The sequence below is a fragment of the Sphingobium sp. AntQ-1 genome (assembly GCF_028538045.1).
Lineage (GTDB): Bacteria > Pseudomonadota > Alphaproteobacteria > Sphingomonadales > Sphingomonadaceae > Sphingobium > Sphingobium cupriresistens.
This window is the reverse complement of sequence record NZ_CP117158.1, coordinates 1,144,492-1,164,541: the sequence shown is the minus strand read 5'-3', so window position 1 is coordinate 1,164,541 and position 20,050 is coordinate 1,144,492. Positions and strand designations below refer to the sequence as shown.

At 66.0% G+C, this 20,050-nt stretch carries 21 protein-coding genes; 10 read left to right on the top strand and 11 right to left on the bottom strand.

Features of this window, described 5'->3' with window-relative positions; genetic code table 11:
* The first annotated feature begins 161 nt into the window (after positions 1-161).
* Positions 162-770 carry a L,D-transpeptidase family protein gene (locus tag sphantq_RS05775; protein ID WP_066605630.1) on the top strand — a complete coding sequence of 203 codons (609 nt, stop codon included), beginning with the start codon at positions 162-164 and terminating at the stop codon, positions 768-770.
* 91 nt (positions 771-861) lie between these two features.
* On the top strand, positions 862-2,172 hold the full coding sequence (locus sphantq_RS05770; protein WP_272799804.1) for an MFS transporter: 1,311 nt from the start codon (positions 862-864) through the stop codon (positions 2,170-2,172).
* A 20-nt stretch (positions 2,173-2,192) separates the two neighbouring features.
* Here the strand turns inward: sphantq_RS05770 and ahpF are convergent, their stop codons facing one another.
* From ahpF to betI, 3 genes are all read right to left on the bottom strand, one after another.
* Positions 2,193-3,773, bottom strand: a complete 1,581-nt coding sequence (gene ahpF / locus sphantq_RS05765; RefSeq protein WP_272799803.1) for an alkyl hydroperoxide reductase subunit F — start codon at positions 3,771-3,773, stop codon at positions 2,193-2,195.
* A 208-nt stretch (positions 3,774-3,981) separates the two neighbouring features.
* A complete protein-coding gene (gene ahpC / locus sphantq_RS05760; RefSeq protein ID WP_272799802.1) occupies positions 3,982-4,545 on the bottom strand; it encodes an alkyl hydroperoxide reductase subunit C in 564 nt (187 codons plus the stop codon).
* Positions 4,546-4,691: 146 nt separating this feature from the next.
* A complete protein-coding gene (gene betI / locus sphantq_RS05755) occupies positions 4,692-5,309 on the bottom strand; it encodes a transcriptional regulator BetI (RefSeq protein ID WP_272800188.1) in 618 nt (205 codons plus the stop codon).
* A gap of 148 nt (positions 5,310-5,457) precedes the next feature.
* On the opposite strand from betI, the gene sphantq_RS05750 reads away from it, so the two are divergent.
* A complete protein-coding gene (locus tag sphantq_RS05750; protein ID WP_408021511.1) occupies positions 5,458-5,910 on the top strand; it encodes a hypothetical protein in 453 nt (150 codons plus the stop codon).
* A 119-nt stretch (positions 5,911-6,029) separates the two neighbouring features.
* On the opposite strand, the gene sphantq_RS05745 is transcribed toward sphantq_RS05750, so the two are convergent.
* The gene (locus sphantq_RS05745) at positions 6,030-6,362 is read right to left on the bottom strand and encodes an ArsR/SmtB family transcription factor (RefSeq protein ID WP_272800187.1); all 333 of its coding nucleotides are present in this window, start codon (positions 6,360-6,362) and stop codon (positions 6,030-6,032) included.
* 295 nt (positions 6,363-6,657) lie between these two features.
* On the opposite strand from sphantq_RS05745, the gene sphantq_RS05740 reads away from it, so the two are divergent.
* Both sphantq_RS05740 and folP read left to right on the top strand, forming a co-directional pair.
* The gene (locus tag sphantq_RS05740) at positions 6,658-7,800 is read left to right on the top strand and encodes a site-specific DNA-methyltransferase (protein WP_066604279.1); all 1,143 of its coding nucleotides are present in this window, start codon (positions 6,658-6,660) and stop codon (positions 7,798-7,800) included.
* A 121-nt stretch (positions 7,801-7,921) separates the two neighbouring features.
* Positions 7,922-9,046 (top strand): dihydropteroate synthase, encoded by a 1,125-nt coding sequence (folP, locus tag sphantq_RS05735; protein ID WP_066605623.1) that lies wholly within the window; start codon positions 7,922-7,924, stop codon positions 9,044-9,046.
* 21 nt (positions 9,047-9,067) lie between these two features.
* Here folP and sphantq_RS05730 read toward each other — a convergent pair whose 3' ends face one another.
* From sphantq_RS05730 to sphantq_RS05720, 3 genes are all read right to left on the bottom strand, one after another.
* Positions 9,068-9,547, bottom strand: a complete 480-nt coding sequence (locus sphantq_RS05730) for a GNAT family N-acetyltransferase (protein ID WP_066604276.1) — start codon at positions 9,545-9,547, stop codon at positions 9,068-9,070.
* A 13-nt stretch (positions 9,548-9,560) separates the two neighbouring features.
* Complete coding sequence (locus tag sphantq_RS05725) at positions 9,561-10,196, bottom strand: hypothetical protein (RefSeq protein ID WP_272799801.1); 636 nt, start codon at positions 10,194-10,196, stop codon at positions 9,561-9,563.
* Between the two features lie 79 nt (positions 10,197-10,275).
* Positions 10,276-11,718, bottom strand: a complete 1,443-nt coding sequence (locus sphantq_RS05720; protein ID WP_066605617.1) for a sigma-54-dependent transcriptional regulator — start codon at positions 11,716-11,718, stop codon at positions 10,276-10,278.
* Between the two features lie 152 nt (positions 11,719-11,870).
* On the opposite strand from sphantq_RS05720, the gene sphantq_RS05715 reads away from it, so the two are divergent.
* The 4 genes from sphantq_RS05715 to sphantq_RS05700 are packed head-to-tail and all read left to right on the top strand — an operon-like array spanning position 11,871 to position 13,703.
* Complete coding sequence (locus sphantq_RS05715; protein ID WP_066604273.1) at positions 11,871-11,993, top strand: aa3-type cytochrome c oxidase subunit IV; 123 nt, start codon at positions 11,871-11,873, stop codon at positions 11,991-11,993.
* Between the two features lie 37 nt (positions 11,994-12,030).
* Positions 12,031-12,327: a hypothetical protein gene (locus sphantq_RS05710; RefSeq protein ID WP_066604269.1), complete on the top strand. Its 297-nt coding sequence runs from the start codon at positions 12,031-12,033 to the stop codon at positions 12,325-12,327.
* Positions 12,324-12,977 (top strand): NAD(P)(+) transhydrogenase (Re/Si-specific) subunit beta, encoded by a 654-nt coding sequence (locus tag sphantq_RS05705; RefSeq protein ID WP_272799800.1) that lies wholly within the window; start codon positions 12,324-12,326, stop codon positions 12,975-12,977. Before sphantq_RS05710 ends, sphantq_RS05705 begins: the two co-directional genes overlap by 4 nt.
* Positions 12,978-13,013: 36 nt before the next feature.
* Complete coding sequence (locus sphantq_RS05700; protein WP_129927093.1) at positions 13,014-13,703, top strand: aspartate/glutamate racemase family protein; 690 nt, start codon at positions 13,014-13,016, stop codon at positions 13,701-13,703.
* Between the two features lie 96 nt (positions 13,704-13,799).
* On the opposite strand, the gene sphantq_RS05695 is transcribed toward sphantq_RS05700, so the two are convergent.
* The 4 genes from sphantq_RS05695 to sphantq_RS05680 form a co-directional block, all read right to left on the bottom strand.
* Positions 13,800-14,534: a FadR/GntR family transcriptional regulator gene (locus sphantq_RS05695; RefSeq protein WP_066604259.1), complete on the bottom strand. Its 735-nt coding sequence runs from the start codon at positions 14,532-14,534 to the stop codon at positions 13,800-13,802.
* A 17-nt stretch (positions 14,535-14,551) separates the two neighbouring features.
* Positions 14,552-15,475, bottom strand: coding sequence for a Gfo/Idh/MocA family protein (locus sphantq_RS05690; protein WP_272799799.1), 924 nt, complete (start codon positions 15,473-15,475; stop codon positions 14,552-14,554).
* Entirely contained in the window at positions 15,472-17,049 is a 1,578-nt protein-coding gene (locus tag sphantq_RS05685) for an aldehyde dehydrogenase (NADP(+)) (RefSeq protein WP_272799798.1), read from the bottom strand. The genes sphantq_RS05690 and sphantq_RS05685 overlap by 4 nt, the downstream gene beginning before the upstream one ends.
* Before the next feature lie 143 nt (positions 17,050-17,192).
* Positions 17,193-18,995 (bottom strand): IlvD/Edd family dehydratase, encoded by a 1,803-nt coding sequence (locus tag sphantq_RS05680; protein WP_272799797.1) that lies wholly within the window; start codon positions 18,993-18,995, stop codon positions 17,193-17,195.
* A 154-nt stretch (positions 18,996-19,149) separates the two neighbouring features.
* Here sphantq_RS05680 and sphantq_RS05675 point away from each other — a divergent pair, with 154 nt between their 5' ends.
* On the top strand, positions 19,150-20,046 hold the full coding sequence (locus sphantq_RS05675) for a 2-dehydro-3-deoxygalactonokinase (protein ID WP_272799796.1): 897 nt from the start codon (positions 19,150-19,152) through the stop codon (positions 20,044-20,046).
* Positions 20,047-20,050 lie beyond the last annotated feature (4 nt).

The window sequence follows — 20,050 nt, the reverse complement described above, 5'->3', positions numbered from 1 at the left end:
TTTGATGCGGTTCCTGTCCCATCATGGGATCGCGGCGCACGGCCGCGCAACAGCAGGCTGGCGCTGGCGAATATCATGGTTAATAAACACTTATGCCTGCCTTTCGCCTACGCCTGTCCATGCTGCGCCCTTTGATTCTGGCTGGCGCATGGGCGCTGGTCATGCCTGCTACGGCGCCGGCGCAATCCTTGAACGGCGCGCAACAACTGGCGCCGGGCGGCTATCGCTGGCTGGGGCAGGGGCCATGGGACGGCCCCATCTATATGGTCATCAGCATCGAAAAGCAGATGATCCATGTCTATAGCGGCGACCAGTTGATCGGGCTGGCGAGCGTGTCGACGGGCATGAAGGGGCATCGCACCCCGACCGGCGATTTCCCCATATTGCAGAAACGGCAATGGCATCGCTCCAACCTCTACAGCAATGCGCCCATGCCCTATATGCAGCGGCTGACCTGGGACGGGATCGCCCTCCATGCCGGGCATAATCCGGGCTATCCGGCGAGCCACGGCTGCATCCGCCTGCCCTATGCCTTCGCCCGCGACCTGTTCGCGCTGACGAAGATGGGGACGCTGGTGGAAGTGACGCAGGCGCGCCTGACTGCGGCGCTGCAATATGATCCGCTGGTGCTGGGCGATCCGGCGAGCCAAGTGGTGACGTTCGGGCCGGCGCGGAGCGAGCGGATGACATTGCCGCCGGTGCCTGCTGGCGGGAATGGGGCGCCGAGGCTGGAGGTCGATCCGGCGATTTTCGGCAATTGGGGCGGCTGAACCGTTAGGGGGTTGCAGGGTTTATTGTCTCTGGTCATCGTCCCCGATGCGCCATCCACGCCCATCTGGCGTGACGCGAGAAGGAGTGTCGATGCAGGCCAGCCCCTTATCTGCCCGATCCCTGCCAACCCGCTCCCTGGCGGTCGCTGCGCTGTCCACCATCGTCGAATGGTATGATTTCACCCTCTATCTCTATTTCGCCACGGTATTGTCGCGGACCTTCTTCGGCGGGGGTGCGGTAGGGCTGGGCGATGCGCTGGCGGGCTTTGCGCTGGCCTATCTGATGCGCCCGGTCGGCGCGATCGTGTTCGGCCATATCGGCGACCGCTACGGGCGGCGGGTGACGATGCTGCTGTCGATGGGGATGATGACCGCCGCGATGCTGGCCACCGCGATGTTGCCGACCCATGCGCAGGTCGGGCCGCTGGCGGGATGGCTGATGATCGGGTTGCGCTGTGTCATGGCCTTCTCCGTCGGTGGCGAATATACCGGCGTCGTCGCCTATCTGCTGGAGGGCGCGCGGGCCGGGCGGCGCGGGTTCGTGACGTCGCTGGCGTCGGCGGCGAGCGAGGTCGGCGCGCTGCTGGCGGCGGGGGTGTCGGCGATCACCGTTGCTTCGCTGGACACCCGGAGCCTGACCGACTGGGGCTGGCGGATACCCTTTCTGGTCGGCGCGGTGTTGGCGGGCGTGATCCTGCTGGCGCGATCGACGATGGAGGAATCACCCGATTTCCTGCGGCAGCAAGCCCAGGCGGCGACGCCCACCAATCCGTTGACCCACAGCCTGCGCCACCACAGGGCGGCGATCGGCCGGGGTTTTGCGATTTCGGCGCTGGGGTCGATCACCTATTATGTCGGCATTACCTATGTGCCGAGCTTCCTATCCGCCATGGGGACGACGGGGGAAAGGGACGCCCTGTGGCTGTCGACCCTGGCCGCGCTGGCTGTGATACTGGTGACACCGCTGGTTGGATGGCTGACCGATCGGGTCGGGCGGCGGCCGGTCCTGATCGCGTTGGCGCTGGCGGGCGCGCTGCTGCCGACGGCGATGTTCCTGCTGATGCAGGGCGGCTTCGGCGTGGCGCTGGCGGGGGCCGTGGTGCTCGCCTGCCTGGGCGGGGCGGTGAGTGCCGTCGGGGCGGTCGCCACGGCCGAGCAGTTTCCTGGCGAGGGGCGTTTGAGCGGCCTGGCGTTCGGCGCGACCAGTGCGACGGCCCTGTTCGGCGGATTGACGCCATGGCTGGCGCACTGGCTGATCGAACGCAGCGGCTGGGCCCCGGCGCCCGGCGCGATGATCGCGCTGGTGGCGCTGTGCGTGCTGCCCGTACTGCTGACGCTGCCCGAAACCGCGCCGCGGATACGCAGAAAGGCCGACCCGTCGCCGGGCCGGCCTTTCTCGTAAAACCCCGCTCAGGGTTGTCCTTATGCCGCCTGGGCCGCTTCTTCGCTGGCGGGCAGGCGGATCAAATAGTCGAAGGCGGACAGACCCGCCGTCGATCCCGCGCCCATCGCGATCACGATCTGCTTGTACGGAACCGTTGTGCAGTCGCCCGCCGCGAAGATGCCCGGCTGGCTGGTTTCGCCGCGCGCGTCGATCTCTATCTCGCCACGGGGGGACAGGGCGATCGCGTCCTTGAGCCATTCGGTGTTGGGCACCAGGCCGATCTGGACGAAAATCCCTTCCAGTTCGACATCATGTTCGGCGCCATGGTTGCGATCCTTGTAGGACAGGCCCGTCACCCGTTCGCCATTGCCGTCCACCTTGGTCGTCAGGGCCGAGGTGATGATCTTGACATTGGGCAGGCTGGCGAGCTTGCGCTGCAACACCGCATCAGCGCGCAACTGGCTGTCATATTCGATCAGCGTCACATGGGCGACGATGCCGGCCAGGTCGATCGCCGCTTCGACGCCGCTATTGCCGCCGCCGATCACCGCCACGCGCTTGCCCTTGAACAGCGGACCATCGCAATGCGGGCAATAGGCGACGCCCTTGTTGCGATACTCGTCCTCACCGGGGACGCCCATCTGCCGCCAGCGCGCGCCGGTGGACAGGATGAGCGTGCGGCCTTTCAAGGACGCGCCGTTCTCCAGCACGACTTCATGATAGCCGCCCTCGGTCTGGGCCGGGATCAGCTTCGCCGCCTTTTGCAGGTTCATGATCTCGACGTCATAATCCTTCACATGCGCTTCGAGCGCGCTCGCCAGCTTCGGCCCCTCGGTGTGCGATACCGAGATGAAATTCTCGATATCCATCGTGTCGAGCACTTGGCCGCCAAAGCGTTCGGCTGCGACGCCGGTGCGGATGCCCTTTCGCGCCGCATAGATGGCGGCCGCCGCGCCCGCCGGCCCGCCGCCGACGATCAGCACTTCGAACGGGTCCTGGCTTTTGATCTTCTCCGCGGCGCGGACCGCCGCGCCGCTGTCGATCTTCGCGACGATCTGTTCCAACTCCATGCGGCCGCTGGCGAAGGGTTCGCCGTTCAGGAAGATGGTGGGAACGGCCATCACCTTGCGGCTGTCCACCTCTTCCTTGAACAGCGCGCCGTCGATGGCGACGTGGCTGATGCGGGGATTGAGGACGCTCATCAGGTTCAGCGCCTGCACCACGTCGGGGCAATTCTGGCACGAAAGCGAGAAATAGGTTTCGAAGGCGAAGTCGCCCTCAATATCCTTGATCTGCTGGATCAGATCCTGCGCCGCCTTCGACGGATGGCCGCCGACCTGGAGCAGGGCGAGCACCAGCGAAGTGAATTCATGGCCCATCGGCAGGCCGGCGAAGCGCACGCCGATGTCGGTGCCGACCCGGCGGATCATGAAGCTAGGGGTGCGCTGATCTACGCCGCTGACTACGGTCACCTTGTCGGACAGGGTGGCAATGTCATTTAACAGTTCGTCCAGTTCGCGCGACTTTGCGCCATCATCCAGCGACGCCACCAACTCGATCGGCTGGGTGATGTTCGCCAGATAGCCCTTGAGCTGTCCTTTGAGATTTGCGTCCAACATCGTTCTGGCTCCGTTGCGTGAAGAGAGCGGGCCGCCTTGCCCTGTCCGAAGGGAGAGGAAAGGATAGGCGCAAGACGGCCCGCCGCCGGGGATGGTGCGACCCTAAGGCCCCGGATGAAATAGGGTTTGTCTGTCTAAGGGGGCCTGATCCGCCGGGTTCCGCAACTGTTGGCGGAACCCGGCGAGCTGTACGCGGCCAGGCGTATTTTTAGATCTTGCCGACCAGGTCGAGCGACGGCGCCAGGGTGGCTTCGCCTTCTTCCCACTTGGCGGGGCAGACTTCACCGGGGTTGGCGGCGACATATTGCGCAGCCTTGACCTTGCGCAGCAGTTCGGTCGCGTTGCGGCCGACGCCTTCCGAGGTGATTTCCATGAACTGGATCACGCCTTCGGGATCGACCAGGAAGGTCGCGCGGTCGGCCAGGCCAACGCCCGGACGCATCACGTCGAAATTGTTCGTGATCTGGCCCGACTGGTCGCCCAGCATATAATAGTTGATCTTGCCGATCGCCGGCGAGGTGTCGTGCCAGGCCTTGTGGCTGAAATGGGTGTCAGTCGACACCGAATAGACTTCCACGCCCATCTTCTCCAGGGTGGGGTAGATGTCCGCCAGATCTTCCAGCTCGGTCGGGCAGACGAAGGTGAAATCGGCCGGATAGAAGAAGAAGACCGCCCACTTGCCCTTCACGTCAGCGTCGGTCACGTCGACGAACTTGCCTTCCTTATAGGCGGTCGCGGAGAACGGCTTGATGGTGGTGTTGATGAGAGCCATTGGCTGTCCAAATCCTCATAATGATGTTGCAGTTGCGAACACCCATGTAGGGATGCGATCGATTCGGGGGAAATTGGTTTTCTCGGATGGCCTGAGTGAGAAAAGCGATCACAGCCGATCGGACTGATCGATCGCTTCGCCTGTTCTCAAGCGTCCGCCAGCACCTGTAACATAGCGTCTTCGACCATGGCTTGGGCCTCTTCTGGCGAAAAGGTCGATCGGTCGAGGCAGAGTTCGAGCCAGAGGCCGTCGACCAGCGCGGTCAGGCTGATCGCGGCGACCCGGACGCGCGCATCGCTCATCGCCGGGGCGGCTGCGCGTAGCAGCGTTTCGAGTTGCGCCCGCGCGCCGCCATAGACTTCGGCATGGACCGCGGCGATCTTCGGGTCGGACTTCACCAGGCTCCAGAAGGCGATCCAGGTGGCGAGCAAATCGGGATCGAGCACCGGCGGCAGGAAATTGGCTTGAAGGCAGGCGCGCAGCCGGTCGCGCGGATCGTCGCCTGCCGCCTCCATCGCGGCGTCGAGCGCGGCGGAGACTTTCGCGCCGACTTCGGCATAAGTGGCCAGGATCAGCGCATCGACGCCGTCAAAATAATGGGTCAGCAGCCCAGATGACACCCCCGCATGGCCGCAGATCGCGCGGACCGACGTGCCGCCCACGCCTTTTTCGGCCAGGCAGCGGGCCGTCGCCTCGATCAGCGCCTGGCGCCGCACATCCGCCGTCTCCCGGACAAATCGCGCCCTGGGTCGCGCCCTGCCCATGCCACCGTCCCTCTTGTCGTTCACGTCCAATCCCCCCGTTTCATCCTTTGCGCGCTGACGGTGCGGCTGGCAAGATGGCGTCTCAAGCGAGGGATCGAACCAGCGGCCCGGTTGGTTCTTCCTGGGACATGAAGGAGATTGACGGATGATGCGCGCCCTTTCCCCCTTGCTTGCGTTGCCCCTGTTGTTGGCAGGCTGCGCCAAGAGCGACGACAATGTCGCGGTCGCGAACAGTAACGCCGCCGCCGCAGTAGAGACGATCGAGGACATGGACGCGGTGCCGGCGAACGCGCAGGCGGCAGACGCACGTCTGCCGACAGACGATTGGGTCGGGCGCTGGATCGGGCCGGAGGGATTGTTCCTCGACATCCAGCCTTCGCCCGACGGCAAGCCGGGCCATTATGCGCTGACCAACAAGGACAATCTCGATCGGCAGGGCGATTATAGCGGCATCGCCGAAGGCGCGACGATCCGCTTCGTGCGCGACGGCAAGGATATGGCGATCCGGCCGGGCGATGGCGATGAGACGGGGTTCAAATATCTGGCGGGCAAGCAGGACTGCCTGATCGTGATCGCGGGGCAGGAGGGCTATTGCCGATAGGGTGGAGGCGCCGTTCCTATCCAGTCTTGGCGCGACGCCCGACATGGGCGGGTAGAAGACGTCCCCCTCCGGCCAGCGGAAGGGGGATCATGGCAAATTCTGGTCCGCCGTCCCCGCCATCACTTGCCCAATCCCTCCAGCGCCGAGAAGCGCTGCGACCATAGCGCGCCATGGACGGCCATCCATCCGATTACCGGCGCCAGTCCCTTCACCCGCGCGGCGTACCAGGTTTCGCGCCCTGTCCGACGGGCGGTCACGAGGCCGGCACGTTTCAGCTTGGCCATATGGCGCGACACCATCGGCTGCGATACGCCCGATTGCTGGGTCAGCGCCTGCACATTCTGTTCGCCTTCGCGCACCAGCGTTTCCAGCAGGGCGCGGCGGGTGCCGTCGGACAGCGCCTTGAACAGGGCATCGGTGGCGGCGTCGCGATCGGCGCGTGAATCAGTCATCATGGTTAACCCATAATCATTGGGTTATGGATTGGTCAAGTTTCTGAGCGCTTAACCGTCTCGAACCAGCGTTAACCAAAAAAAGTTCGGCACGGTGGGGGATAGAGTCTTTTGAGTCACACCGCCCGATATGGAGTCTGGGGCGAGTCGCACGACTCTATATCTTGTGGGTGCACCCTTCGTTCCCGGTCGTGTTGACCATTTCCTGAACGCCCTGTGATAAGTTGCTGATCTTGACGGCGGACTCCCAAGGACTCATCGCTGGTCCTTAGAACGAATTCGGGGGCTTTTGCATATGGGTGTAATGGAGCGCGTCGCGGCGCCGCGGCGGAAGAAGACGGCACGGCCGGTCGTGGTCGACGCGGCCCAGATCGCGACCGACACCCTGCTGCGCGGCGATTGCATCTCGGAAATGGCCAAGCTGCCCGACAATTGCATCGACATGATCTTCGCCGATCCGCCCTATAATCTGCAACTGGGCGGCGACCTGTTCCGGCCCGAAGGCGGCCGCGTCGACGCGGTCGACAATGACTGGGACAAGTTCGACACGCTGGGCAGCTATGACCGCTTCACCAAGGCGTGGCTGCGCGAAGCGCGCCGTATCTTGAAGCCCAACGGTTCGATATGGGTGATCGGCAGCTATCATAATATCTTCCGCGTCGGCACCGCGCTCCAGGACGAAGGCTTCTGGATCCTCAACGACATCATCTGGCGCAAGTCCAACCCGATGCCCAATTTCAAGGGCACGCGCTTCACCAATGCGCATGAGACGCTGATCTGGGCGAGCCAGGGCGAGGACGCCAAATATACGTTCAACTACAAGGCGATGAAGACGCTGAACGACGAGTTGCAGATGCGCTCCGACTGGGTGCTGCCGATTTGCGGCGGGCAGGAACGGCTGAAGCGCAACGGCGCCAAGGCGCACCCGACGCAGAAGCCCGAAGCGCTGCTCTATCGCGTGATGCTGGCCTGCACCAAGCCGGGCGACGTGGTGCTTGATCCCTTTTTCGGCACCGGCACTACGGGCGCAGTCGCCAAGCGGTTGGGCCGCAAATGGATCGGCATCGAGCGCGAGGATGATTATATCGAGGTCGCGCTGGAGCGGATCGAGGCGGCGCTGCCGCTGGACGAAAGCGCGCTGACCATCATGCAGACCGCGCGCCAGCAGCCCAAGGTGGCGTTCGGCACGCTGGTCGAGACGGGCTATCTGACGCCGGGCGCTATATTGCGCGATGCCAAGCGTCGCTGGCAAGCGGAGGTCCGCGCCGACGGTTCGCTGCTGGTGGGGGCCGATACCGGGTCGATCCACAAGATGGGCGCGACGCTGCAAAATGCGCCAAGCTGCAACGGCTGGACCTTCTGGCATGTGGAGGTCGAGGGCAAGTTGCAGCCGATCGACACGCTGCGGCAGACCTATTTGCTGGCGAACGAGCCTTAGCCTCATCCTTGCAATTCCGCTTGGGCTGGGCGAAGTCGAAGCCTGCCGCTGACCGAAGGGAAGCGACTTCGCTCCGCTCAGTGTGGCCCTTCGACTTCGCTCAGGGCGAACGGGAGAAATGATGACCCTTCCTGCCATCCCGCCCCACGCCCGCCTCTACCTGAAGCCCACATGGTTCGTGCCGACGCCGATCGGCTTGCCCGACGGGTCGGTGGCGCGGATGGGCAATGGGCTGATCTGGTTCCAGGGCTATGAACTGAGCGCCTTCGACGGCGCGCGACGGATCGCGCGGATCGTGGTGCCGGTGGCGGATTTCGATGCGGCCATTGCGGGACTGCCCGATGCGCTGGCGGCGCGGGCGCAGCGGCTGGCGGCGCATATCTCCGCGCTCCGCGCTCCGCTGGTGCTGGGCGACCGCACGATCCGCTTCGACGCGCCGCAGGTGATGGCGATATTGAACGTCACGCCCGACAGCTTCTCCGACGGCGGCAAGCATGTCGGCGATCCCCAGGCGGCGGCGGATGCCGGCTTCGCGATGGCGGCGGCGGGGGCGGCGCTGATCGACGTGGGCGGCGAATCGACCCGGCCGCGCGCGCCTAAGGTCTGGGAGGGCGACGAGATCGCGCGCATCGCCCCGGTGATCGAGCGGCTGGCGGCGGCGGGCGTGCCGGTGTCGGTCGATACGCGCAAGGCGGGCGTGATGGAGGCGGCGCTGGCGGCGGGCGCCGCTGTCGTCAACGATGTCAGCGCGCTTGCGCATGATCCGCGCAGCCTGGAGGTGGTGGCGCGCGCGCGATGCCCGGTGATCCTGATGCACGCCCCATCCGCTGGCGACGATCCGCATGACAATCCGGGCGGTTATGGCGATGTCGTCGCCGACGTGTTCGACCATCTGGAGGCGCGGATCGCCGCGTGCGAGGGGGCGGGGATTGCGCGCGACCGGATCATGGTCGATCCGGGGCTGGGCTTCGGCAAGAGCCTGGCCGACAATCTGGCGCTGGTGAACGGCCTGGCGACTTTCCAGGCGCTGGGCGTGCCGCTGCTGTTCGCAGGGAGCCGCAAGCGGTTGATCGGGGCGCTGTCGAACGAAGCGCCGGCGGCGGATCGGCTGGGCGGATCGGTCGCGCTGGGCTTCCGCGCGGCGCAACTGGGCGCGCAGATGGTGCGGGTGCATGATGTCCGCGAAAGCGTGCAGGCGCTTCACTTGTGGCGCGGGCTGGCGGATGCGGGATTGAGCGCGGTTTAGGCGGGTTTGGCCGGCCCGACTTCAAACTACCAAGCGCGCATAGAATCGGTTATCGACGGCCATCTTGGGGAAGTCGGGCGGCAGCGCTTCCGCCTCCACCCGCGCAAAGCCGTTCTTCTCGTAGAAGCGGTGCGCGGCAACGAAGCGGTCGGTGGTGCCAAGCCAGATTTGGGTCACGCCCCGGTCGCGGGCGGCCGCCAGAGCCGTGTCGAGTAGCGCCTGCGCCACGCCCGCCGCGCGGCCGCGATGGCTGGCGGCGACGAACATCTTGCGCAGGGCGACAGCGCCCGATCCGATATCCTTCAGCGCGACCGTGCCGACCAAGCGACCGTTTGCCCGCGCGACCCAGAAGCCGCCCGCGCCCGGCCCGTAATAGGCGGGAATGTCGCTCAGGTCCGGCTGGTCGGCCGCGGTAATGGCGATGCCATATTCGTCGCGCTGGATCGACAGGATCAGGTCCAGCACGCCCTGCTGGTCGGCGGGAGCGAACGGGCCGATCATGCGCGGCGCGGGGTCAGTTGGCGTTGGCCGCCGGGGCGGGGACGGCCGCTGGCGCAGGCGTCGTCCCGTCCTTCCGCGCGAAGCTGCGCAGACTGGCCAGCGTCTGCTCGGCGATACCCTGATATTGTTCGCTCAGCATTTCGGGATAGACGAAAGTGGCGGTCACGATCGCGCCGTCGGGCTGCTTGAGCAGGCGGATCGCGACATTATTACCTTCGCCGTCATTGGCGGTGCCGCGATATTCATTCTCGCCGACGAAATCGCCATCCACGCCTTCGGCGCTGTCGTTGACCGCTTCCACAATCTGCTGGAGCGTCTGGTCATTGTCGTTCTTCTGCCAGAATACCCGCACGTCCGCGCCGGCGCCGGGGTCTTGATAGACCGCGCCGTCGGCGGTGCTGGCGGCCTTGTCTACGGTCCAGCCTTCGGGGAAGGTGATGGAAAAGCCGCGTGTCTGGTTCACATAATTGCGATTGTCGGTGTCCTCGGCCGTGGCGTTGGCGATCGCATTGGCCGCTGCGGCGTTGGCGGCCGCGGCCAGTTCCTCCTGGGTCGGCATGTCTGCGACCGGTTCGGACCGGCCACAGGCGAATAGCAGGAGGAGGGGGAGGCAGGCGGCCAAAGAGGCGGAACGGGCGGCGTGTTTCATGGCGCAATCCAAAGCATAGCCACGCGGATAATTCAACGGCGTAAGCCGGCCGCTTCGCTTATCCGTTCTTATCGGCCGTTCAGGCGGCGCTGTCGATGCCCAGTTCGGCCAGCTTGCGATAGAGGGTTGAGCGGCCGATACCCAGCCGCCGGGCGACTTCCGTCATACGGCCGCGATAATGGCCGATGGCGAGACGGATGACGTCGGCCTCGATCTCGGCTAGTTGGCGGACATGGCCGTCGCCTTCGAACAAAGTGATGCCCGCGCCGTCGCGATGCGGCTGGCTGGCGGCGCGCGGGCGCAACGACAATATGCTGGCCCCGGCCTGGATCTGCGACGCGATCTGCGGGAAATCCTGCGGCGTCAGCGCATCGCCCTCGCACAGGACGGCAGCGCGGAAGAGGGCGTTCTGGAGCTGGCGGACATTGCCCGGCCAGCCATGTTGCATCAACAGCGCCAGCGCATCATCGGTGACGCCCAGCCCGCGCAGCCCCGGCTGGGTGGCGATGCGGGCGAGCAGATGGCGGCAAAGCGCGGGAATGTCGCCCATGCGTTCGCGCAAGGGCGGGACGGTGAGCTGGACGACGTTGAGGCGGTAATAAAGATCCTCGCGGAAATTGCCGGCCTCGACCTCCTCGATCAGCCGCTTGTTGGTCGCGGCGATGACGCGGACATCGACATGGACTGGGCGGCGCGCGCCGATCGGCTGGACTTCGCCATCCTGCAACACCCGCAGCAGCTTGACCTGCGCGTCCAGCGGCATTTCGCTGACTTCATCGAGGAAGAGCGTGCCCATGTCGGCGCTGGCGAACTTGCCGACATGGCGGTCGAACGCGCCGGTGAAGGCGCCACGCTCATGGCCGAACAGTTCCGATTCGACGAGGTTGGCCGGAATCGCGCCGCAATTGACGGTCACCATCGCCTGTTTGTGGCGGGGGGAAGCGGCATGGATGGCGCGGGCGATGACATCCTTGCCGACGCCGCTTTCGCCCTCGATCAGCACGGGCACGCGGGCGCGGGCGGCCTTGGCCGCGATGGCCAGGGCGGCGCGGAATTGCGGGGCGGAACCGACCACATCCTCGAACGAGAGGGGGGCGGTGATCTTTTCGGTGAGCGGACGCAATTCGCCCGCCGCGGCGCCTTCGGCCAGCGTCGCGTTCAAGGCGGCGAGCAACCTTTCGGGCGCGATCGGCTTGGACAGATAATCGGTAGCGCCCGCCCGCATCGCCTCTACGGCGATGGCGACATTGTTATGCGCGGTCAGGATCAGGATCGGCAGCGCCGGGCGCCGACTACGAATTTCGCGGATCAGGCCCGATGGCTCATAGTCCGGGCTCCATTGGTCCAGGATGATGGCGTCAAGCTGCATCCCGTCCTGCGTGCCTAGCGTCGCAATGGCGGTTTCGCCGTCGGCGGCGAAGATGGTGCGCCATCCCGCACGCGCTCCCAGCGCCGACACCAGACGTCGCTGCGCCGGTTCATCGTCGATCAGCATCAGCATCGGTACGCCGTCGCGCGCCATCAAATCCCTCATATGCAACCCGCAGGCGATGGTAAGCGCAGGGGGTAAAGGCGGGCTTAACTGCGACGAATTTTCTTGAAGGCGGCGGGTTGAGGGCGCGGCCCCCAGACGATAAGAGGTGGGCCAACATCGACAGGACAAGGGGACAGGATATGGCGTCGGACAGCAATATGAAGGCCGCGAACCAGACTTATGGAAGCTTCGTCGGCTTCGTCAAATGGGGCACGATCGTCAGCGTCGCGCTCGCCGCGCTGGTGGTGCTGCTGATCGCCTGATCCGCTTGCCGCAGGGCGTAATGACCGGCGGGCGCGCATGACGGGCGCGCTGGCGTTGCTGCCCCTGTTCCTGGCCGCCTGTGCGGGCGGCTATATCGCCGCCCGGCCGGGGACGGACTCCGATCGTCCGGCTTGGCGATCGGGAACGGGCGGCGTGGCCGCCATCCTGTTCGTCGGCGCGCTGATCGCCGCCGCCGAAGCGGGCAGCGCGACGGCGCGCTACATCGCCCTGATCGCCCTGCTATGCGCCAGCGCCGCGAGCGTCCTGTTGCTGGGCGTGCCAGAACGCGGCCTGACGCCGGATGGTGACGGTGATGACGGGGTGGACGGATGATCCCCCCTGTCGGCCCTGCATGGCTGGGCGCGCAACTGAATGGCATCGGTCCATCGCCCGTGGTGGCGGGCGCCTATCTATTCTCCGCCGCGCTGTTGTTGCTGGGGTTGTCGCTGCGTAGCGGCGGCCATGGCAATCGCTGGGCGATGGCGGGCATCGTGACCGGGGCGGCGGCGGCGGTCTATAGCCATGATGTCGTCAACCTGCCGGAAATGGTGAGCGTGGTCGTGATCGGCGGCGGCATCGGTCTGTTGCTGGCGCGGCGCAGCGCGGTGGCGGCCTTGCCCCGGCTGATGCTCGCGGGCCACGGCCTGCTGGGCGTGGCGGCGATGGCCATGGCCGCGACCCTGTGGCGCAATCCCGGCGCGTTCGGCTTGGCCGCCGACGATGGCCTATTGCTGACGCTCGGCTTTGCTTTGGGCGCGATGACGCTGGCGGGCGCGCTGGCCTTGGCGGTCGGTCGCAGGCCGGGCGGACTTGCCCTGCTTGGCAGCGGCGCGGGTTGGGCGGCGGCGGCGCTGGGCTTTGCTATCGGCAATAGTGCAATGGTCGTGGCGGGCGGCATGGCGGGCGTCGCCGGGCTGCGTCTGGCATGGCGCGCGCGGCGGATCGCATCAAGAGCCTTGCCCAGCGGGGCGGGCTTACCCTAACGCTATGGGCAAATCATTCCCGCAGCGGAGACGTATATGCACAAACTCGGCCTGATCGGCGGCCTTAGCTGGACCTCCACCGCGCGCTATTATGCCATCATCAACCAGGCGGTCCACCGCGCGCTGGGCGGGCAGCATAGTGCGCCGTTGCTGATCGAGAGCCTGGATTTCGCCGAAGTCGCGCGCTGCGCCACGGAAAATGACTGGGACTGCGCGGCAGGGCAGCTGATCGGCGCGGCCCAGAGGCTGGAGCAGGGCGGCGCAGGCGCGCTGTTGATCTGCGCCAATTCGATGCATCGCGTCTATGACCGGGTGCAGGCGGCGGTCGGCATCCCGATCCTGCATATCGCCGATATCGTCGGCAAGAAGATGAAGGCGGACGGCATCGAAAAGGCGGCGCTGATCGGCACGCGCAACGTGATGACCGAGAAATTCTATCGCCAGCGGCTGGTCGCGCATGGCATTTCGCTGCTGCCCGCCGACATGGAACTGGCCGAACGGATCGACAGGATCGTCTATGACGAACTGACCGTGGGGAAGGTGAGCAAGGAATCCGAACGCTATATGAAGTCGGAACTGACCGACATCGCGAAGGAGGATGTGCAGGCGGTGGTGCTGGCCTGCACCGAATTGGAGCTGATCGTGGACGTGAAGGCCAATGTCCTGCCCATCTATGATTGCACCAGCATCCACGCCAAGGCGGGGGTGGAATTCATATTGGGGTGAGCGCCATCCCGCGCAGGCGGGAGCCCAGTCCCAAGCCGGCCGATGATCGCGAGGGCGGTGCTGGGTTCCCGCCAGCGCGGGAACATCATGATGTACTTACCGGCCCGGCTCCGCCAGCGCGATATCCATGTCCGCCAGTGCCAGGCGCAGCAGTTCGGCCATGGCTGTGCGCGCGGCGGCGGTGTCGCGGGCGGCGATCGCCTGGAACACGGCGCGATGGTCGGGCAGGGGATCACGGGGCAACAGCTTCTTGCGATGCTTGAAGGTCGTGGTCCAACTGACCGCCGCGCCAACCGAACTGGCCAGCGCCTCCAGCGCGTCATTATGGGTGGCGGCCAGGATGGCATGGTGGAAACGCTGGTCTGCGGCGCGGCCGTCGGGCGTCGACAGGCCGAAGCGGCCCATTTCCGCCAGCGCGGCCTCCATCGTCGCCAGTTGCTCGTCGGTGCGGCGGCGGGCGGCGAATTCGGCGGCGGCCGGTTCGATCACGCCGCGCAGTTCGAACAGGTCGTGGATGAAATTGGCGTCCGGTTCCCCTGCGAACATCCAGGCCAGCATTTCGGGGTCGAGCACGTTCCAGCGACTGCGCGGCAGGACGCGGGTGCCGGCCTTGGGGCGGCTTTCCAGCATCCCCTTGGCGATCAGGATGCGCACCGCCTCGCGATAGGCGGTGCGGGAGACGCCGAGGCGCTCCGACGCCTCGATCTCACCCTCGAACAATTCGCCTGGGCGATGCTTGCCCGTAAGGATCGCGGTGCCCAGGTCGCGGGCGATCGTCTGATGGATGCGCAGCACGCCTTCCTCCGATCCGATCTTGCGCCCGCTACCCAAATCCCCGCTCCTATAGTCTAGTCCTCAAATGCTGCCGTAGGGCAATGCCGTCCGCAAAGAAAGGCGTCCGCCACCAGACGCAGCGGCGCGGTATCGGCGTCGATCGCCCTGTCCGCCACCAGGCGCACGAAACGGCGGTACATGATCGGATATTCCTCGTCCTGCGCCTTCATCTGCACTTCGCCGTCCAGACGCAGCGTATTGCCGCCTTCGGACAGGAGCAGGCTGCCCTTGTCCGTCTCGACCGCAATGTCCCAGGTCTGCGGCCCGGTCTGGCGCCAGTCGAACAGGGTGTCGATCGCGGCACCGGATGCCGTCGCCATGGCCAGCGTCGCGCCGATCGGCGCCTGCTTGTTGGACGGCACTTCCAGTTCGGCCGATAGCACGGTGATCGGTTCGCCGACGATTTCGGTCAGGATCGACAGGGCGTTGATGCCCGGATCGAACACGCCAAAGCCGCCCGCTTCCCAGATCCAGGGCTGGCCCGGATGCCAGTGACGGACATCCTCGCGCCACTGAATGTCGATCCGCTCGACCTTGCGCTCCGCGATCCAGGCTTTCGCCTGCGCGACGGCGGCGGCATAGCGGCTGTGCCAGCTGGCGTAGAGCGTGACGCCCTGCGCCTTGGCCAGCACGATCAGCGCCTCCACTTCGGACACGGTCGCGCCCGGCGGTTTTTCCAGAAATACATGCTTGCCCGCCAGCAACGCCTGCCGGGCCGCATGATAGCGGACCTGCGGCGGCTGGCACAGGATGACGGCGTCGAGGTCGGGTTCGCCCGCCAGCATCGCGCCGAGGTCGGGGTAATTATTCACCCCTTCCCCCTGCGCGTTGCGGCTGGCGACGGCGACCAGGTCGATGCCGTCGATCTTTTCGATGGCGGGCAGGTGCTGATCGCGCGCGATCTTGCCGAGCCCTACCAGACCTGCCCTGATCGTCATGCGGCCAGTTCCAGCTTGCCTTCGTTACGGCGCGTCAGGCCCCAGGGGTTGGCGGCCTGCAATGCGGGCGGCAACAGCGCGTCGGGCAGGTCCTGATAGCAGACGGGACGCAGGAAGCGCATCATCGCCAAGGTGCCGACCGAGGTCGAACGGCCGTCCGAGGTCGAGGGGAAGGGGCCGCCATGCACCATGGCATGGGTCACTTCGACGCCGGTGGGCCAGCCATTGGCGAGGACGCGGCCGACCTTGCGCGACAGCGTGGGCAACAGCTTGGCGGCATTGTCCGCATCGCTGGCTTCCATCTGGAGCGTCGCGGTCAACTGGCCTTCCAGATCGGCGATGGTGGCGATCACGTCCTCGATCGTGGCGCACTTCACCAGGATCGAGGACGCGCCGAACACTTCATGCGCCAGCGCCGGGTTGGCGCGGAACTGGTCGGACGCGGTGGCGAAGAAGGCGGACTGGCCGCGATTGGCGCCGTCCGCTTCGGTGCCGCGCGCGACGGTAGTGACGCCGTCCGCGCTGGCCAGTGCCTCGACGCCCTTTTCATAGGCGGCGTGGATGCCGGGCGTCAGCATGACCTGCGCCGCATTGGCCGACAGCGCCTTGGCCGCTGAGGCGACGAACGTGTCGAGATCGGGGCTGTCGAGCGCAATCACCATGCCGGGATTGGTGCAGAACTGGCCGGCGAACAGCGACATGGAACCGACGAATGCGGTGCCCAGTGCTTCGGCGCGCGCAGCGAGCGCACCGGGCAGCAGGACGACCGGGTTGATCGACGACATTTCCGAATAGACCGGGATCGGCTCTTCGCGCTTGGCCGCAATCTGCATCAGCGCAATGCCGCCGCCGCGCGATCCGGTGAAGCCCACCGCCTTGATATGCGGATCGGCGACCAGCGCGCCACCCAGATCATTGGTGGTGCCGGGCAGGTAGGAGAAGACGCCTTCGGGCAGGCCGCAAGCCGCGACGGCCGCGATGATCGCGCGGGCGACCAGCTCGCCGGTGCCGGGATGGGCGGGATGGCCCTTCACCACGACCGGGCAACCGGCGGCGAAGGCGGACGCGGTGTCACCGCCCGCGACCGAGAAGGCGAGCGGGAAGTTGGATGCGCCGAACACGGCGACGGGACCAAGCGCCTGGTTGACGCGGCGCAGGTCGCTGCGGGGCAGCGGCGCGCGGTCGGGCAGCGCCTTGTCGATGGTGGCGTCCAGCCAGTCGCCCTGGCGGACGTAGCTGGCGAACAGGCGCAACTGGCCGACGGTGCGGCCGCGTTCGCCCTCCAGACGACCGCGCGGCAGGCCGGATTCGCTCATCGCGGTGGTGATGAGCAGGTCGCCGATGGCGACGATCTGGTCGGCGACGCTTTCCAGGAAGGTGGCGCGCGCGTCGGGGGTCAGGGTGGAGAAGGTTTCGAACGCGGCGTCGGCCAGCGCGGTCGCATCCGCGACATCGGCGATCGATGCGTTGGAAAAGGCGACCTCGCCCTTCGCGCCGCTCGATGGGTCGATGGCGTAGAAAGGCGCGCCGCCGGTGCGCTCGCTCGCGCCGATGAGGATGGCTCCGTTGAACATGATGTTCTCCTGAATAGGGGGCAATGGAATTTGGTTAGATGCTCGCGCCGGGAAGCGCTGATCGATTTCCGGCGCAGGTGATGCAAAGGCGGTTAAGGTGGGGGGCGCTGCAGATGGCGATGGACGCCCCCGCCTTCAACGGATCAGTGGTTGTCGCGCGGCAGGCCCATGGTCTGGGCGATGCGCTGATATTTCTCCGCGCCTTCCAATATGGCGCCGGTGTTCAACTGGCCGACGACCGACCGCTGGATTTCCTGCCAGGGGGTTTGCGAGGCGGGATATTGGAAGCCGCCCGCGGCCTCCAGCTTCGCCCGGCGCTCGGCCAGTTCCTCGTCCGAAATCAGGACGTTCACCGTACCGGCTTTCAGGTCCATGCGGACCCGGTCGCCGGTTTCCAGCAGGGCCAGGCCCCCCATTGCCGCCGCTTCGGGCGAGGCGTTGAGGATGGACGGGCTGCCCGACGTGCCCGACTGGCGACCATCGCCGATGCAGGGCAGAGCGCTGACGCCTTCGGTGATGAGATAGGCGGGCGGACGCATGTTCACGACTTCTGCCGCGCCCGGATAGCCGATCGGCCCGGCGCCGCGCATGAACATCAGCGAGTTGGCGGTGATGCCGGTGGCCGGATCGTCGATCCGGTGATGATAATCCTCCGGCCCGTCGAACACGACCGCCGGGCCTTCGAAGGCTTCGGGATCGTCGGGGTTGGACAGGTAACGATCGCGGAACTCGACGCTGATGACGCTGGTCTTCATGACGGCGGCGTCGAACAGATTGCCCGACAGGACGAGGAAGCCGGCGTCCGTGACCAGCGGCTGGTCGAACGGACGGATGACCTTCTCATCCTCGATCTCCACGCCCTTGCAATTTTCGCCCATGGTCTTGCCATTGACGGTCATCGCGCTTGTCCGGATCAGACCCTGGTCGATCAACTGGCTGACCACGGCGGGAACGCCGCCGGCGCGATAATAATCCTCGCCCAGATACTCGCCGGCGGGCTGGAGGTTGACCAGCAGCGGCACCTTATGCCCGACCGTCTCCCAATCCTTGAGCGGCAGGTCGACGCCCATATGGCGGGCGATGGCGGACAGGTGGATCGGCGCATTGGTCGATCCGCCGATCGCCGAATTGACGACGATGGCGTTGTGGAAGGCGTCCAGCGTCATGATGTCCGAGGGCTTGAGGTCTTCGGCGACCATTTCGACGATGCGCTTGCCGGTCAGGTAAGCGACTTCCTGGCGATCGCGATAAGGGGCGGGAATCGCGGCGGAACCCGGCAGCATCATGCCCAATGCTTCGGCCAGGCTGTTCATGGTCGATGCCGTGCCCATCGTGTTGCAATAGCCGGTCGACGGCGCGGACGAGGCGACGAGCTTGATGAAGCCTTCGTCATCGATCTTGCCGGCGGCCAGCAACTCGCGCCCCTTCCAGACGATCGTGCCCGACCCGGTGCGCTCGCCCTTGAACCAGCCGTTCAGCATCGGGCCGACCGACAGAGCGATGGCGGGGATGTTGACGGTGGCGGCGGCCATCAGCAGCGCAGGCGTGGTCTTGTCGCAGCCGGTGGTCAGGATCACGCCGTCGAGCGGATAGCCGTACATCGCTTCGACCAGGCCCAGATAGGCGAGGTTACGGTCGAGGCCTGCCGTGGGCCGCTTGCCGGTTTCCTGGATCGGATGGACGGGAAATTCGAGCGCGATGCCGCCCATTTCGCGGATGCCTTCGCGCATCCGTTCGGCCAGCACGATATGATGGCGGTTGCAGGGCGACAGGTCGCTGCCCGTCTGGGCGATGCCGATGATCGGCTTGCCGCTGCGCAGTTCGTCCAGGCTCAGGCCGAAGTTCAGATAGCGCTCCAGATAGAGCGAGGTCATGTCGATATTGTCCGGGTTGTCGAACCAGGCGCGGCTGCGCAGCTTGGGGAAGGTCTTGGGCGAATCGCTCATCGGGGCATCCTGATTCAAGAAATGGCTGACGCAAAAATTGGGCATGGCGCGTTGACGCGCTCCGCCTCCTGATATACTCAGACAAATAGAAATTCAAGCACCCGAAAAGAGAAAATGTGAGCGCTACCATACAGAGGGAGTCGACGGTGTGTCGATGAACGGCTATGCCGTCGTCGGCGATTGGGGGACAAGCCGTCTGCGGCTGTTCCGGGTCGAAAACGGCGTCTTGACGGCGCGGTGCGACGGGCCTGGGATCGGCGCTGTGCGCGGCGCGGCGGAGGCGGCCTTCGCCGATACGATCGCGCCCTGGCTGACTGACGGTTTGCCCGGATCGATCACCCTGTGCGGCATGGCGGGCGCGCGCGAAGGCTGGGTCGAGGCGCCCTACGCGGATTGCCCCGCCGATGCGGCGCTATGGCGGCAGGCGGCGATGCGCTTCGACTGGAGCGGCGCGCCGGTCGCCATCATGGCGGGCCTGGCCTGCCAGGGCGCTGACGGCATCGCCGATGTCATGCGGGGCGAGGAAACCCAGATATTCGGGGCGATTGCCCGTGACCCGGCGCTGGGTGCGGGACGGCACATGATCGTCCTGCCCGGCACCCACAATAAATGGTCGCTGGTTGAAGATGGCCGCATCACCGCCTTTCGCACCATGCCCACCGGCGAAATCTTCGCGCTGCTGCGCGACCATTCGACCCTGGGTCTGAAGGTCGGTGCCGCCAACCCGGTCGAAGAAGCCGCCGGCTTCGCCGAGGGGCTGGACCGCGCGCATGACGGGAAGCTGTTGCAGTCGTTGTTCGCGGCGCGCGCCATGCGGCTGCGCCAGGGGCGCTCGCCCGACTGGGCGCTGGGCTATCTGTCCGGTCTGCTGATCGGATGCGAGGTCGCGGAGATGCGCGACACGCTGGGGGTAACGGACAGCATCATCCTGATCGGCGATGCGCGCCTGTCCGCCCGCTATGCGCAGGCGCTGGACAGGCAGGGCGTGACGACACACATGCTGGACGGCGACGCCTGTGCGCTCGCCGGCCTTGGCCTGAGGGAGATTTAATAGC